The organism is Anaeroplasma bactoclasticum (assembly GCF_003550015.1).
Classification (GTDB): Bacteria; Bacillota_I; Bacilli_A; order Acholeplasmatales; family Anaeroplasmataceae; genus Anaeroplasma; species Anaeroplasma bactoclasticum.
This window is the reverse complement of record NZ_QXEV01000001.1, coordinates 13811-30914: the sequence shown is the minus strand read 5'-3', so window position 1 is coordinate 30914 and position 17104 is coordinate 13811. Positions and strand designations below refer to the sequence as shown.

Below are 17104 nucleotides of genomic sequence, written 5' to 3'. Positions count from 1 at the left end.
ATTATTCTTGAATTTTCAAAAGTACCATAGGTTCTTCTTGAATATCTAAGTATTTATCTAGTGGGAATACCTCGCCAGTTAATAAATTTTTAAATCTTCCTTCAATTTCCGTATTTACCATACCAGAGGCATGATTTAAATTAACAATTGCGATTAACTCTTCATCCTTATCCTTAAAAGATAAAGTTACAACAGAATCCGTAATGATATGATAATTCCATACGCCATCCATAAATGGCTTATGCTTTTTAATTTCATTCATTTTAATGATTAAATCGACAATGCCACTCTTATTATAATCCTTCCACTTTATTTCATCTGTTTCAAATAAATTAGGTAGGTGTCTTGAGCATACCTCAATTCCATTAAATAAGAATTCCATACCACGAGTAAAATAAGATAAAACTAATAAATTCTTTAATCTTAAATCATCCTTTAATAAAGAATTAGCTGTACCAAAATCATGATTTTCTAAGAATCTAACCTTAACATAATTCTTAGGATATAGAGCCTCTTGCTCTTCTACTCTAGATAAATATTCTTGAATTCCAGCCTCACCCTTCATATATTTTTGTAAATGATTATTTACATCATATTCATATTCTGCATCAAATAATGTAAATGCCTCAGGATCACTAATTGCATCATATCCCATATCTCTTAAATATTTACCAAAGGATAAATGAATTGTTTCTGCTAAAAAGAATAAATCTGGATTCTCTTTTTTAAGAAGTGGGAATGTATACGCAAAGAAATTATATGGTATTAAGGATGCAACATCAAATCTAAAGCCATCAACACCTAACCTTACATATTGAAGTAATGTATCACATAAGTATTTTTCTAATTCTGGATATTCAAACTTAAAATCTGTAATATCGCTCCAATCTCCTACACGATTTGCAAATTCACCATTTTCCTTATGATAAAACCATTCTGGATGCTCCATAGTTAATATGGAATCTCTAGATGTATGATTGAATACAATATCCATAATAACCTTCAATCCTAAGGAATGTGCCTTATCAAATAATTCCTTTAAATCATCCATTGTACCATAATCTGGATTAATCGCACGATAATCCTTTATAGAATATGGAGAGCCAACCTTACCCTTACGAGCAAGTATTCCAATAGGATGAACTGGTAAAAGCTGAATAATATCTACACCTAGTCCCTTAATTCTTTCTAAGTCCTTAGTAACTCCTTTTAAATCATGAGTCTTAGAATACTGTCTTGGGAAAACCTGATAAATAATTTTATTTCTTAAACTGATGCTTGTAGTTTTAGCCATAATATGCCCCCTTAAATTTTTAATAGAACCCCTTTATTTTTATTATAATTTAGATTACGATTTTAAACAACAAAAAAGCATTGCTAAATTGCAATGCTATTTCGCTTCAAATTCCTTTTTAAGTTTTATATAAACCTCATAGATATCATCAAATTGATGATATTTAAATATCTTATGTACCTCATCAATCTTCCACTGCTTAATATTTGCAGTATGAGGATAAGGTAACCAAAATAATCTTTTAGAAAAATGACGAATAATTGTATTCTTATGTAAGAATTTTTGATCATTATATTTTTGAGGAAGCATTCTCTTTTTTGTTGTAGAACGTAAGATTGCAGATTGATCTGCAAAAGGAAGCTTCTTTGTTTTAATTAATTGTCTTGCCTTATCTAAAAGACCAGTTTCCTTCATATGTGCTAAATTAAATAATAATACACCTGCATTAATATAATTTGGTTGAATTAAATATTTACCATAATGATCTCTTGCAGCTGCATATTCATAGCCATTAACATCAATATTCCATATAAGCTCTATATCACGATTAAACATTAAATCACAATCTAAATATAAAAGCTTATCTGGCATATTTGGTACCATATCTGCAAATAATCTTAATAAGGTATATGGACTGCAATAGCATCCCTCATTAGGGCTTCCTGCAAATTCAGCCTTATAATATGGGAATACATCTACTACTGTAACCTGATTATCTTGATTATATCTTTTAGCAACACTATCTAGGAATTCTCCCATTTCATTCGTTAAAGCTAAATATTTTGGATTTAAATAAGAAACATCCATTGTATAAATATAAAAATGAAAAGGCTCCTTTGTTTTGGTTCTTTCAAATATAGAAAGCATTGTTGTTAGCATTCCATCAAAAACCTTATCATTTCCACAAAATAATACATTAATCATGGGATTCCTCCTTCTTAATATATTTTATAATCTCTACTGTATTTTCCTTACTTCTTAAAACCATTTGATTATATACCTGGTCCCTAAGCTTTTTTCTTGCCTCTGGCTTAGATAAAGTAGTATCTGGGAAGAATGGGCCATCGATATATGTATGAATCGTAGGAGTTTTACCATGCTTACGCTTTAAATAAACATTTGTATAAGAAAATACTGGCTTATTATATTCTACAGGATATCTAAATGACATATCCTTAAATGGTCTAATTTTTGTATAAAACGGCCAAATATGAGCCTCAGGATAAATTGCAATAACCTTCTTTTCTTTTACTCTTGTTTCGATACAGGAGATAAAATTTTTCATTGCATCTTTATTGGAAGGTAGTGGCACTCCACCTAAGGATTCCACAACATTACCCATACCCTTAATCGATACATTTTCAGGATTTACAATAACGTGAGCATCTGTCCAACCAGAAATCTTTGGTGGGATAAAGGCATCACAAATATTGTGTGTATGATTTCCATATATAAAGTATGCATCCTTTTTATATGGCTTTATTACTTTTTTATTAATAAATTTATGATGATATTTAAATATTAAATAACAAGAGGCAATTGGATGAGCAACAATTCTAAGCCAAAAGAAATGGGTGAATTTTTTCCATAGGCTCTTATATACATATACATAAGATCCATCAATAACCCTAGGCTCTATTTTAGCTTCTGAAAATTCATCATTTAATTCATCAGAATAATAAATAACCTTATCCATAATGCTCTCCTTTCTATAACGCTGATTTAGTTTATTATAAATATAATAATTTGTCAAGTTTGACAAATAAAGAAAAAGAGACTAAAAGTCTCTTACTCTTTACCATCCCAACAATATGTACAAAGCTTATCCTCATCAATTTCACAAGCCTTCTTTAAATCATCTAAACGATTAAACTGTAAGGATGTGAAATGTAATTCTTTTCCAATTTCTTCTACCATTGTTTTATATTTATTTGAATCTGGATTTGTATATTCCTTTAATGTTTCTGGATTTGTATTACCCTCAAGCTTTAAAATAGTTTTTCTTGTAATAAGCTCCATTTCGGATTTCGATCTAGAGAAATTCAAATACTTACATCCATAAACAAGTGGTGGACAAGCACTACGAATATGTACCTCTTTCGCTCCACTTTTATATAGGAATTCTGTAGTTTCTCTCATCTGAGTTCCTCTTACAATGGAATCATCAATAAGCATTAATCTTTTTCCTTCAATTAAATCATGGACAGGAATAAGCTTCATTTTAGCAATTAAATTTCTCTTTTCCTGCATAGTTGGCATAAAGGATCTAGGCCATGTAGGAGTATATTTAATAAATGGTCTAGCAAAAGGAATACCACTTTCATTGGCATAACCAATCGCATGTGCCATACCTGAATCTGGTACACCCGCAACACAATCAGGTCTAACTGTATTTCTTCTTGCCATATATTTACCACAAGAATTTCTCATCTTCTCTACACTTAAGCCTTCATAGCTTGAAGATGGATATCCATAATATACCCATAGGAATGTACAAATTCTCATTTTATTTCCTGGTGCTACTAAGGTTTTTACACCCTCATCCTTAGAAATAATACAAATCTCACCAGGACCTAATTCTTTATATGGCTTATATCCTAAATTTAGATATGCGAATGATTCAAAGGTAACACAATAATCTCCATCCTCCTTATATCCTATAGAAGCAGGAGTTCTACCATACTTATCCCTTGAAACATAAATCCCCTTTTCATTTAATAATAATAAAGTAATAGAACCATCCACTAATTCTTGTACATATTTTAAACCATCAATTAAGTTTTCCTTTTGGTTAATAATACTTGCGACAAGCTCTGTTGGATTAATATCTCCACCACTCATCTCTAAAAAGTGAGAAAAGCCATTTTTAAATAGTTCATCTACAATTTCCTTTGTATTATTAATCTTACCAACTGTAGTAATGGCATATGTACCATGATGGCTTCTGACTAAAAGAGGCTGAGGCTCATAATCAGATATACATCCAATACCCATATTCCCCTTCATATCTAATACATCTTTTTCGAACTTTGTTCTAAATGGTGCATTCTCGATATTATGAATCGAACGGTTAAAGCCTTTTTCATTTAAAACGACCATACCACCTCTTCTAGTACCTAAATGAGAGTGGTAATCAATTCCAAAGAATAAATCAAAGACACAATCTTTTTTGGATACTGCCCCGAAAAATCCGCCCATATTTTTTCCTCCGCTAAAACAAAAACAACTATCATCATTTTAACAAAAGGGAATAAAAAAAAGAAGAGTATTTTGTTACTCTTCTCAAATAAAACGCTTTAGCAAATTATTTATTATTGGAATATAGTACCTCTGCAGCTAGATTACCCATTGCTTGATATGCTTTTTTGGATGGATGCAAATGGTCAGATGAATCCATTTCATCCTTAAAATACCAAATACCATCTTCCTTTTTACCAATTTCATTTTCAAAATCAATAAAATTAGGTTGCTTTCTAATCCAATCATTTACTTCATTCTTAACATCTTCTCTAAATTTAGCATAGGTTCTCCAGTTATAAATTGGAAGTAAATTACCATAATAGGTTTCTAATTTTAATCTTTCTGCAATTTTTTGATATCTTTCAAGACCTGTAATTAAATCTTCGCTTGTTGGCATATCACTCATTGGTCTAAATGGATTGATATCCTCTCCAACTGGATGAATAATATCATTAATACCATGCTGAATAATTACCTTCTTACAGCCAGAAACACTAGATACTTCATGATAAAATCTTTTTTTACCCATTAAGCCATAGGATTGATAGGTTATACAATCATATTCTCTTAATATACGAGTACCAGATACAGCCTTTCTTACCACTGCAACATTTTTAATGCCCATTTCTCTTAAATGAAGCTCCATATAATCTGGCCAATCCTGGCTTGTAATAGAATCTCCATAACAAACGACACATTCATTGGTTTTATCTGTATAAATATCGATATTAGAAATAAAATGAACCCAGCTAAAGGATTTGGATGTGTTTTTATCTAAGGATTCTTTTAAGCTTTGATCTCCATAGGCAAAATATCCTTTCGATAATGGACCTATAATATCTACACAGCCAGTTAAATTACAGCATCCCTTAATATAAATATTTACAATTAAATATTCATCCGATTCCATTTTATATGGAATTGGATCTGATGTAATTTCCATATGAGGATAAATATGAACTCTTCTTTCTCCTTGGAATGTCACATAGATAGGGTCTTCTTGTAAATCCGATAAGCTTTTACCTCTTGCAATAACCACATGGTCAATATGGATATCCTCATCGACACAGTAATTATCTAAAGTAATTCTTATATGGCTTCCTCCAAATGGGACAAAGATAGGATATCTTAAGGTTAAATCCTTAGCGTATCTCATCGCATCCGGTCTACCCTTAGATTGTGCCTGTCCATAGAAGGTTACCCAAGCCTTATTATTATCGTTTAAATAAGGTATCCTCTTTTTAGGAATAGGTAAATACATAAATGTATTCTTCTTATAAATCTTATAATCTGGCTTATAGCTTAAATAATGCTTTTCTGCAATAAATGTCGCAACAATAATTAAAAATATTACAGGCATACTACAGAATATAAAGAACCAATCGTATGGGGCCGCACTTATATAAACATAGGAAGCGCCCGCCCAAAGAATAAATTCAGCTAAGTAATTGGGATGCCTTACATGCTTCCATAGCTTTTTATCATAAACTAAAGAAGCACTACTTCTATTCTTTCTAAAATGATACATTTCACTATCGGCTTGTGTTTCAACATATACCGCAAGTGTCATAATAATTAAACCAATTAACTGCCATAAGCCAAAATCTAATCCATCAATGATGTAATAATACATTGGCAAGGAGGATGCAAATACAGACAGAGTTGTTAATAGGTGAAATGCGAAAAAGCTAATAATAAAATAGAAGCCCTTAAATCTCTTTTTAGCATTTCTATATCTCCAATCCTCATAATGAAGACCAGTATAATTTCTTAAAAAGTTGAAGGTCAATCTTATAGCCCAGAAAGTAAATACAGAAAAGAATAATATAGTACCTACATTGAAGGCATTATAATATATCATTAAAAATAACATATATACAGGTGTTTGTAAGCTCCAATAAGGGTCTATAAAGCTTGAGGTATTAAATACCATTCCAACAATATAGATAACTACCATAGATGTCATAGAAGATATTAGTAGTCTCCATAAATCATTCATATATCCTGCAGTAAATAGGAACATTAATATTCCTAAGAAAAACGCAACAATATATATGATTCCTAAGAAGCAAATGCCTATAAACTTTTTCTTTTTTTCTGCTTCACTCATTATACCAACTCCTGAAAAAGAGCCCTTATGGGCTCTTTCATTTATAAAATTTGAATATCTACTTGTTTTGTTATAGTACTAAATGTAATTGTAATTACAGAAGATGTTGTAACTCCAGTTAATACACAATTACCACTCTTTTCCATAACTAATTCATTATTAGATAAATCAATAGTCCAGTCGATGACATCCCAACCTTCACCATTATTAATCTTAAATTCAATCTTATTACCACTTACATTCTTAGGAGTAAATGTAATTGTATAAACACCATCTCCTAAATAAGTAAATGGATAATCTTTTCCACTCCAGCCATTTAGAGAACCTGCAATATAAAGGTTACCATAATCACCATCTGTTTCATCTCCACCATCTTCTGGATTAGTATCTAAATAATTCTTACATAAATTCTTTTTAGCTGTTATGTAATTAGAGAAGGATACATTAGAATCTGTTAAACTAAATCCAATATAATCAAAATCAGAAGATACAGTACCTTCATATGTATTTTTAGCAATATTAAATAATTCTTCAAATGTAGAATCCTTTAACCAATCACTATTATAAAGTGCAGTAATCCAAGCTAAATATAGCTTATTTGAAGCACTACCGCTCTTTAAAATAGTATTCTTATATAAATTAATTACAGAATTACCACTAGGAGCCATATTTGTATCCATAGGTCCAACATCAATCATACCATCATGAACATTCCAATCCTTAGTAATACCAAAGGCACGGTCATTATCGATAGGAATAGTAATACCCATTCCATCGCTTCTTCTCATATAAATCATTGTATTATTGGTATTATTTTTTAAATCATCTGGATTACCAACAAAATAGCTTACTGCCTCTGTTGCGCAGAAATATTCCATATCAAGCTTTGTTCTAATCTTATCGATATTGCCTGTTGCAACAGCTCTACCTAATTCCTTAAGTAAGGAATCCGAATATGTAGTATCACTTGTGTTTGTTTTTCTTTCATACAATGGAGTATATGTACCATCCATAGATCCAACACCAATATCACCATTCATATTGTTATATGTTAAATCAATACCCCATTTACATTTATATAAATCACCATACTTAGAATCACTAGCACCAAAGGAGCCCTTCTTTTCTTCATTCCAAGTACCAAAATTCATAATATCATTATCTTGTAAATTTCTTTTAATTAATGACTTTTTAGCTGGCTCATAAATAGTATATACACCCATATCATAGCTTTCTGATTTATCTACTTGATTAATTGTAAAATTAGATAATCCAGCATTTTGAGATATTAAACCACAAGCCTTATATAGCTTATGTGCATAAATTTCTTTAATATGAGTTCCATCATAATTCTTATTCCATTTTAAATCTAAGCCAGTTAAGCCTAAGAATTCTCTATCCTTTCTTAGTGCATACCCTGCTGCATCACTTGACCAATCGATTCTGTCAGCCCCATATGCAGCGTCATCAAATGTTTCATCAAAGGATAGCTTGAAATGATTTAAGGATGCAAGACTTCCACTTTCATCTATAATTGGCCATTCATCCTTTCTAGATGTATTACCTTTTTGACGAATACCTACATCTTCTATAGTCCAAGAGAATGTATTTTCATAATTTTTAAGTGTAATCGTTACACTTTTACAATGACGATATAGCTGGCTCTTACAGTGTGTAGAAGTATAATAATCTAAGTCACTTTGTAATTTTTCAAGCTCACTATCTTCCATATCAATAGAAATAGAAACTGTATTTCCTAAATTAAATAAATCCTCATATTTTACAGAATCCTGATTTGGAATTCTTCTTGTTGAAAAATCTGGAGCTTGTAAAGTAATATCACTAGATGTATATGTAGGAATTACTGTATGATCCTCAACAACAATTGGATTTGTTGTTGTAGGAGTTGGATTTGTTGTAGTTGTTTCCAAAGTACCTGTTGTAGTTTCACCAATTGTTGTACTAGTAGTAGTCTCTCCAATACCACTAGTAGTAGTTTCTTCTGTGCCATTTGTTGTTGTAGTTTTCTTAGGTGCGCTTGTAAAAGAACAAGCGGTTAATGCCGTAATAAAAGGGATTAATGCTAAAATTTTTTTCTTCATTTTTCTCTTCTCCTTTTTGCTGAATTCATTTTAACATTAAAAGCTTAAAAAGAAAAGCCCATTTATGTTGAGCTTTGATAGCTTCTTTTGATTTTAGCCTCTTTTGTTATTGTATTTATAGTAATTGTAAGAACTAATTTTGAAGATGGATTTGAAATATAGATGGCATCTGTATCATACATCAATAGCTTACCATCCTTTATAGACCAATTGATTCTCCAATATTCTCCATCATAAATCTTCAAATATAATGCATTACTATCCATAAATGGCATAAAGGTAATTGTATAAACACCATCCCCTAAATATTCCATAGGATAGGTTGTACCTTTCCAAAGGTTCATATCTCCACAAATATATAAATCTCCATAGAATCCATTAAAATCCTCTAGGGTTGGTAAATCCTTAGTTTCACCTATGTTTTTGATTTCTCCTAAGTCTAAATCAAAATCGACATGCTTTAGCTTTTCAGTGACATATTCACTAAATGTGAAATCATTATAAGTATTATTCTCTTCAAATTCTACATAATGAAAATCACTTTTTACAGAATTCGAATAATTCTTTTTAGCCAAATTATAATATTCATTAAATGTAGCATTTTCTACCCACAAGGATTTAGCTAGTGCCCTTATATGATTTAAATAAATAATCTTAGATAAATTGGTATCTTCTGAAAGTATAGTCTTTTTATAGATATCCGATACTTGTGTATTTTCATATCCAGCCCTTTCTAAATCAAAGATATCTCTTTTAGAGCATCCCTCTTTATCTGGATTCCATCCATAGGTTAGACCTAATACTCTATCATTATCTATAGGAATAGAGATAACCTTACCATCAATCTTTTTTGCATAATACATTGTATTATTAACATTGTTTCTTAAATCATCTGGGTTACCTAAAAACCAGCTAACGGCTTCTGTTTTTGCAAAATATTTTAAATCAACATATTTATCGATATCTGCATAATTTCCATAGGATATTGCAATACCTGCAAGCTTAAGCAAGTGATCATCATATTCAATATCCTTATTGGTTTTTCTTTCATAGGTTGGATAGACGCCTTTTAATATATCCTTAACTCCAACTAGATTGCCATACATTCCATCAAAGGATAAATCTCCACTCCATTTGGCTTTATATAAATCTCCATATTTAGCGTTAGCTCCATATGCACCATTCTTTTCATCATTATAGTTTCCAAAATTATATAAATCCTCATCCGTTAGATGTCTTTTAATCATTGATTTTGTGGTAGGCTCATAAATCTTATAAACACCCATTTTATTATTCTTTTTTTGATCACTTTGGAAAATATTAAATTTGGATAAGCCAATATATTGAGTTAATAAGCCTGAAGCTCTATACATATAGCTTGCGTATATTTCTCTTATATAGCTTGAATCCTTTTGAGCATTACTTCTTAAATCAAGGCCAGATAATCCTAAGAAATCTCTATTCTTTCTTAGGGTATATTCTTCTTCACGTCCTACCCAAGATACCTTATCAGCTCCATATTCTTCACTATCAAAGGTTTCATCAAAGGATAGCTTAAAGTGATTCAAGCGGGAAAGACTACCATTCTCATACACATGCCCTCTAGAGGTATTTCCCTTTTGACGAATTCCTACATCTAAAAACTCCCAGGAGAAGGTTTTATCATAATTTACCATAGTAATGGTTACACTATCACAGTGGCGATAAATTTCCCCTTTAATACCGGTTCTTTCAAATTCTAAATAATCCTCTTCAAGCTTTCGAAGCTCACTATCTTTTATATCAACTCTTATAGTAATTTTATTTCCTAGGTTAAATAAATCTAAGTAGGTGACTTCATTCTTATTATTTCTTTTTGGTACATCATAGCTTGGTGATTTTATTTCATAAGAGGAATAATCATTATAATCTATAGTCTCTTCTATAGTTGTAGATATCTCTTCTTTTTCTTTACAGCTTGTAAAGGATATAGAAAAAAGAGATAGTAAAGCTATAGATAATAGATTTTTCTTCATGATATCACCACCTAGAATTTAATTTTACCAAAAATAAATGAAAAAAAATAGAGGGTATCAAAGATACCCCCTACATAAATTATTATTCTGTTTCTTTCTTAGCCTTTGGCTCTTTAATAGCCTTAGGAGCATCAGCCTTATTGATTAGCTTGCCTCCTAAATAACCAGCTAATAAAGACTTAATGTCAAGACCAGTAGCCTTTTCAAGACCAGCAAAGATCTGAGTACCATTACGAGTAATTTCCTCATTAAGCTTTGCAGTATTTCCTTCACCGTACATAGTGATAGAATCAATCTGGCTCATTGCAGCAGCCATTGGCTCGCTGTATGCCTTAACCATTTCTGGTAATACCTTAGAATCTAAGATTAACTGTAATGTTGCAGCTTCACCATACTGCTTCATAGCTTCTGCCTTAGCTAAGATAGCATCAGCCTCTGCCTTACCCTTAGCCTCAATACCTGCAGCCTCATCAAGTGCAGCCTGCTTCTTAGCCTCTGCTTCAAACTTTAATGCTTCTGCAGCCTTTTCTCTAGCTACTCTTTCAGCTTCAGCTCTAATCTTCTGCATTTCAGCTTCCTGCTCTAACTCGTACTTCTTAGCTTCTGCAGCCTTCTGACGAGCGAATAGGTCTGCCTGTGCAGCCTGCTCCTTAGCATACTTTTCAGCATCTGCCTGCTTGTTGATTGTAGCCTGTAGCTTTCTTTCCTGAAGTTCAACTTCCTTCTGTCCTAATTCAACCTCGCGCTCTCTCTTTGCGATATCGGCATTGATCTTAGCGATGTTGATTTCCTGCTGACGCTTCTGCTCCTCAATTGCATATGCTGCATCTGCAGTAGCCTTTGCAGTATCTGTCTGCTGCTTTAATGCAGACTGCTTTAAGCTTAATTCAGTATTCTGCTGAATGATCTTCTGATTTGCATCAACACGAGAACGGTTAGCTGCTTCTTCAGCTAAAGACTTAGCGATTGTAACATCACGCTCTGCATTAGCCTTAGCAATTGCAGCATCCTTAGAAATCTGAGAAATATTATCAATACCTAAGTTCTCAATTACATGGTTGTCATCAGAGAAGGACTGAATATTAAAGTTAACAACCTCAATACCCATCTTAGCCATATCAGGAACTACATTTTCCTTAACGCTCTGAGCAACACCCTGACGATCTTGAACTAGCTTCTTGATATCAACTGTACCAATGATTTCACGCATGTTACCCTGTAAAACCTGCTGAACCTGCTTAATTAGCTCATCTTCTCTCATATTTAAGATAGCCTCTGCAGCTCTAGCTAATAGCTCTGGGTCAGATGAAATCTTTAAGTTAGCAACACCATCAACACGAATGTTGATAAAGTTAGATGTAGGAATAGCCTCATCTGTCTTAATGTCAACTTGGAAAACCCTTAAGGAAAGCTTATCTAATCTTTGGAAGAATGGTAGACGATATCCTGCCTTACCAATTAAGATTTTTCTCTTTCCTGCACCAGAAATGATGATTGCAGTATCGGGTGCAGCCTTAACATAACCACAAGCGAAGAATACAATCAACAATGCGACAACTACAACAATACCAATAATTAATGCTGCAAGTCCGCCGCCAGATAATAAAAACATTAATGCATTCATTTATATACCCTCCTTGAAATGCTCAATTTTTTGAAGTAACAATCCCTCTCCCTAACCCATCAGCACTCTCAAAAAAAAGACTCCCGACACATTAGTATCAAAAGTCTCAAAATTTCAATGTGCCCGGATAACTTACGTTATCGTTCTGACGAGTCAACATCCCAGTTGCCTGGCTTTTTACTCCCTTATTGATAAAAGGATTATTCACTTACACTATTATTTAATAACACTATTTTATTGTTGTCAACAAAAATCGTAAAAAATCGTACATGATAGACTCTATACTTATAGTATAGACAATATAACTGCCTCATTTTTCTTAGGATCATAGCCAATTTCACATCTACCTCTAACATAAGAATGGCTTTGCAAAATCGGTGGTATCTTAAATACTCCAATTCTTTTACTATTTGTAAATATAATTGGTGTTTTAAATAATCTTTCTTCACTATCTATCCGCATTTTAATTGCCTGAGAATGAAAAGTATTCTTAGAGGCTGTTTGCCATAGCTTATAATCATATTCTATTTCTTTTATTTCTATAATAGAAAACCTAGGCTTTTTATAATATCTTATTTTCTTATATTCTTTAATCATTACAATTATTAAATATATAAGTAATGCGAATACAAAAAAACCCAAAGTAATAAAAATAACAATTACTGTAAAAAAGAAATTATTTAAAAAATTAGGAATATCAAATGTTAATTCACCATTCTTTACCCATTCTAAATGATAGAAGGATTCCAATATAACAAAATAAATGAATAAAAGCCCCAAAATAGAAAAAATGGAGTCAAAGAAGCATTTCTTCATTTTATATACTGCATAGGCAGTAATTGAATTCCATTCTCTAATCTCCATTTTTATACCTTCTACTTCTTATAATCTAAAATTAGCTTCTTAAATGCAGGAAGTGATCTTTCAATCATTAAAGGATCCTGACAATAAGCAATTCTTACATAGCCTCCCATTCCAAAGGAATCGGAAGGTACTAATAATAATTCAAATTTCTTTGCATGCTCTGCAAATTTATTTGCATCATCCTCTAAAGCCTTAACCCATAAATAGAATGCTCCATCTGGGAAAGCTATTTGATAACCATAATCTGTTAAAGTCTTATATAATAAATCTCTATTCTTCTTATAGATAGATAAATCAGATGTATGACCTAAAATAGATGGAATCATATATTGGAATAATGCAGGAGCACAAACGAATCCTAAGCTTCTACCAGCTCCAGCAATAGCCTTATATACAGTTATGGCATCCTTACAATTTGCGCCAACCAAAATATAACCAATTCTTTCACCAGGTAAAGAAATAGATTTAGAAAATGAATAACATACAATTGTATTTGCATAATATTTTGTTACATAAGGAACGATAGTTTCTTTATCGTATACTAATTCTCTATAAGGCTCATCAGAAATAATATAAATATCTGTATTGAATTCCTTTTCCTTTGCCTCTAGTAAGCTTGCAAGCTTCTTTATTGTATCTTCTTTAAATACAACTCCTGTAGGATTATTTGGGGAATTAATAATAATACCTTTCGTATTCTTTGTAATAGATTTAGCTAATAAATCAAAATCAATTTGGAAATCTTCTTTTCTACAAGGAACTACCTTTAATACACCCCCTGCCTTCTCACAAAATACTCTATATTCTGGGAAGAATGGAGCAAGAGCGATGATTTCATCCCCTTTATTTAAAATTGCATTCATTGTTATAGTTAAGGATGCTGCAGCGCCACAAGTCATATAAACAAGCTCTGGCTTCTCATTTACAGAATAAGTCTTATTAATATATTCTACGATAGCACGTCTTACATTCAAATCTCCAACTGCAGATGTATATCCATGTAAGGATGTAGCCTCTTTTTCTTTTAATAACTTTATTAATGTTTCATTTACAATACTAGGAGATGGAATGGATGGATTACCAATAGAGTAATCAAATACATTATCTTCTCCTACTATAGCCTTTCTTTTTTTACCATATTCAAATAGTTCTCTTATTGCAGAACCAGTATTACCTAATAGAAAACTCTTCTCATTTACCATAATCATTTCCTCCAAAAAGTTATTAAAACTATTTTACCACAACTTTATCTTATTTATCCAATGTATTTAAAAACATATTTAAAATAGGATCCATAATATCTAAATTCGGACTAGAATATCTTTTATGATCTATATTTTTATAAAACTCTCTTTTATCATCTAAATTAAAATTTGGATTCTTATTTTCTTCTATTTTTAATATAGATTCTATTTCCTTTTTATAGCATATTGCATCAAAGGATAATAATATATCATTATGATCTCCATGATATCCTATACTATCATAAAAGATAACATTTGGATTTGTGATCAAATCCTTTTTTGCAGTTACACTTTGGGTAAAATAATTAATTACCTTATCATCTATTCCATGAGCGATAAAGCATGGAATATTAGATTCATTAATACCCTTTACTGCATCATAATCTACATATTCTTTAAATAAATATCTTTGATAAACAATAATATATGGCTTTGTCATATAAGACATAAGCCCTGCATATTCATAAGCTTTATCATTAATAATCGAATGACCATTTACCATAGGAGATATCGCCGCACAGGCTTTAATATCCTTATGGATAGATAATACAGATAATACGGCATATCCTCCCCAGGAATGTCCAAATAAAAAGATAGGTAATCCTTTAAATCTATCATCACTTTTTACAAATTTGATTGCAGAATCTAAATCTACTAAAGCTAGGCAAGCTCCAACAGTAGAATCTCCATCCGAAGAATATGTTCCTTTGTAATCAAAGGAAAATACATTAAAGGAATGATCATAAAAATATTTTTGAATAGGCAAATAATCATCAGCCCCGCTATGTAGTCCATGGGCTGTTATAACTAATCCCTTAGGATTTTTACATTTATAATAATATCCTTGTAATCTTACATTACCACTCATAAAGGATATTTCTTCTCTTGGTAAATCCTCTTTAATTCTATCATAAAAATAAAGGCCAGGGACTAAGCTATAATCTGGCCTTTCATATCTAGAGAAGGCCTTATCATAGACATTCATAAATACAGCAACAGAAGGTCCTGTTGTAGGATTTGCTAAAATCCCAGCTGCTTGAATTAATCTTTTTAAAGTCTTCTCGTTCATATTATCACTCCTCGTATAATTTGGATTTTAATGCGAAGATGTAAACCTCTAAAATTAATAAAACAAAAGAAATCACTATACCTAAAATAAATGCTAATACACTTAACTTTGTTAAATACCATAGCATATAAGATATACCTAAGGTAATCTCTGTTAATAGTAAGCTTCCAAATATGTAATATATACAACTTCTTTTATTCTTATATACATAACGATTTCCATTACATATATTTAATGCATTCATTACATAATGAATGAATAGTGCAAAGATACCTGATGCAACTATACCAATACCAAATCGATATTCTTTTAATGCTTCATGATTTTTAAATTGTAAATATAAGAATACAAAGCCTAATATATAAAAGAATAAAGATATAAATAATGGTAATGTATGCTTTAAGATAACACTACAAATTCTTGTAAAATCTCTTACTGGTCTAAAGTGAGAGGAAGCATTATTATTGATATAAATTGTTTCAATTGCAATTTCATGAATTGGAATGCTTCTTTTAGATGCTAGTGCTAGCATATCCATTTCATATTCGTAGCGGTCTCCTTTAATAGATAATAGGAATGGGATTAAATCTGACCCAAAGGCTCTTAAGCCAGTTTGGGTATCATTTAATCTTATTCCATTACACATTTGAAGCAAGAATCTAGCACAATTATTACCAAATGCACTACGCGCTGGAATATCTCCATCAAATTTTCTAGAGCCTAATACTAATCCTTGATTATATTTCTTGTAGAAATTATATACTCTATAAATATCTTCTGGCTTATGCTGTCCATCACTATCTGCAGTAACGATTACATAACTTTCACCTAAAGTTTTAATATAGGCAAATGCTGTTTTTAAGGCAGCTCCCTTACCCCTATTTACCTCATGAGTTAATAAAGTTACATTCTCTTTATTTTTAACCTGTTCAAATAGCTCATCTTTTCCCTTAGATCCATCATTGATTACAATCATTTGATGACCTGTAAAATATTCATTTAATTTGTCAATTAATTCTGGCAATAAATAATCTGGTTCATATGCCGGAATTACAATAATTAATTCTTTTGCTTCCATAATAATATTCCTTTTAAATCTATAAAATGATTATACCATATCCAAAAAGAAAATTTCTATTCAATTCATGAATTATATAGTATAATTATGGCAAAGGGGGAGTGTAAACATGGAAAATCAAACAAATAACGAACCAAGAGGTCCATGGAGGGCATTCGCAATCGCAGGCTTTGCCAGTGGATTTGTTGCTTTTTTTGTAAGCTTTATTCCAATGGCTGGATTATATTTAGGATTAGGCTTTGGTATCCCAGGCTTAGTATTATCCTGTTTAGGTACAAAATCTGTAATCCAACATAATAAGGCTGTAACTGGTATTGTTCTTAATTCAATTGGTTGCTTTTTAGCCATTTTAATGTTTGCATTATATATTTTTGTAATACTTAAAAATGTAGCTTATTAATACAGGCGATGAAAAAGAAGTCGAGCACTTCTTTTTTTCTTTGAAATGAGACGAAAAATATTGT

At 31.3% G+C, this 17104-nt stretch carries 13 protein-coding genes; 1 reads left to right on the top strand and 12 read right to left on the bottom strand.

Translation table 11 applies throughout. The annotated features are described in order from the left end of the window. Position 1: 1 nt before the first annotated feature. The 12 genes from EI71_RS00130 to EI71_RS00075 all read right to left on the bottom strand — a co-directional run bounded on the left by EI71_RS00130 (position 2) and on the right by EI71_RS00075 (position 16640). Entirely contained in the window at positions 2–1294 is a 1293-nt protein-coding gene (locus EI71_RS00130; RefSeq protein WP_119015213.1) for an alpha-amylase family glycosyl hydrolase, read from the bottom strand. A 96-nt stretch (positions 1295–1390) separates the two neighbouring features. Then, positions 1391–2218, bottom strand: coding sequence for a glycosyltransferase (locus tag EI71_RS00125; protein ID WP_119015212.1), 828 nt, complete (start codon positions 2216–2218; stop codon positions 1391–1393). After that, positions 2211–2990 (bottom strand): 1-acyl-sn-glycerol-3-phosphate acyltransferase, encoded by a 780-nt coding sequence (locus EI71_RS00120; RefSeq protein WP_119015211.1) that lies wholly within the window; start codon positions 2988–2990, stop codon positions 2211–2213. Before EI71_RS00120 ends, EI71_RS00125 begins: the two co-directional genes overlap by 8 nt. A 92-nt stretch (positions 2991–3082) precedes the next feature. Further along, entirely contained in the window at positions 3083–4492 is a 1410-nt protein-coding gene (locus EI71_RS00115) for an amidophosphoribosyltransferase (RefSeq protein ID WP_119015210.1), read from the bottom strand. A 106-nt stretch (positions 4493–4598) separates the two neighbouring features. Further along, on the bottom strand, positions 4599–6644 hold the full coding sequence (locus tag EI71_RS00110; protein ID WP_119015209.1) for a DUF1295 domain-containing protein: 2046 nt from the start codon (positions 6642–6644) through the stop codon (positions 4599–4601). A gap of 41 nt (positions 6645–6685) precedes the next feature. Continuing rightward, a complete protein-coding gene (locus EI71_RS00105) occupies positions 6686–8746 on the bottom strand; it encodes a CotH kinase family protein (RefSeq protein WP_119015208.1) in 2061 nt (686 codons plus the stop codon). A gap of 62 nt (positions 8747–8808) precedes the next feature. After that, positions 8809–10761 (bottom strand): hypothetical protein, encoded by a 1953-nt coding sequence (locus tag EI71_RS00100; protein ID WP_119015207.1) that lies wholly within the window; start codon positions 10759–10761, stop codon positions 8809–8811. An 82-nt stretch (positions 10762–10843) separates the two neighbouring features. After that, positions 10844–12385: a flotillin family protein gene (locus EI71_RS00095; protein WP_119015206.1), complete on the bottom strand. Its 1542-nt coding sequence runs from the start codon at positions 12383–12385 to the stop codon at positions 10844–10846. A 285-nt stretch (positions 12386–12670) separates the two neighbouring features. Then, the gene (locus tag EI71_RS00090; protein ID WP_119015205.1) at positions 12671–13249 is read right to left on the bottom strand and encodes a hypothetical protein; all 579 of its coding nucleotides are present in this window, start codon (positions 13247–13249) and stop codon (positions 12671–12673) included. Between the two features lie 11 nt (positions 13250–13260). Then, positions 13261–14451, bottom strand: a complete 1191-nt coding sequence (locus EI71_RS00085; protein WP_119015204.1) for a pyridoxal phosphate-dependent aminotransferase — start codon at positions 14449–14451, stop codon at positions 13261–13263. Between the two features lie 49 nt (positions 14452–14500). Further along, positions 14501–15562 (bottom strand): alpha/beta hydrolase, encoded by a 1062-nt coding sequence (locus tag EI71_RS00080; protein ID WP_119015203.1) that lies wholly within the window; start codon positions 15560–15562, stop codon positions 14501–14503. 4 nt (positions 15563–15566) lie between these two features. Then, positions 15567–16640: a glycosyltransferase family 2 protein gene (locus tag EI71_RS00075; RefSeq protein ID WP_162849609.1), complete on the bottom strand. Its 1074-nt coding sequence runs from the start codon at positions 16638–16640 to the stop codon at positions 15567–15569. Positions 16641–16749: 109 nt separating this feature from the next. Between EI71_RS00075 and EI71_RS00070 the strand changes: the two genes are divergently transcribed. Beyond that, positions 16750–17040 (top strand): hypothetical protein, encoded by a 291-nt coding sequence (locus EI71_RS00070; RefSeq protein WP_119015201.1) that lies wholly within the window; start codon positions 16750–16752, stop codon positions 17038–17040. The last annotated feature ends 64 nt before the right edge of the window (positions 17041–17104 follow it).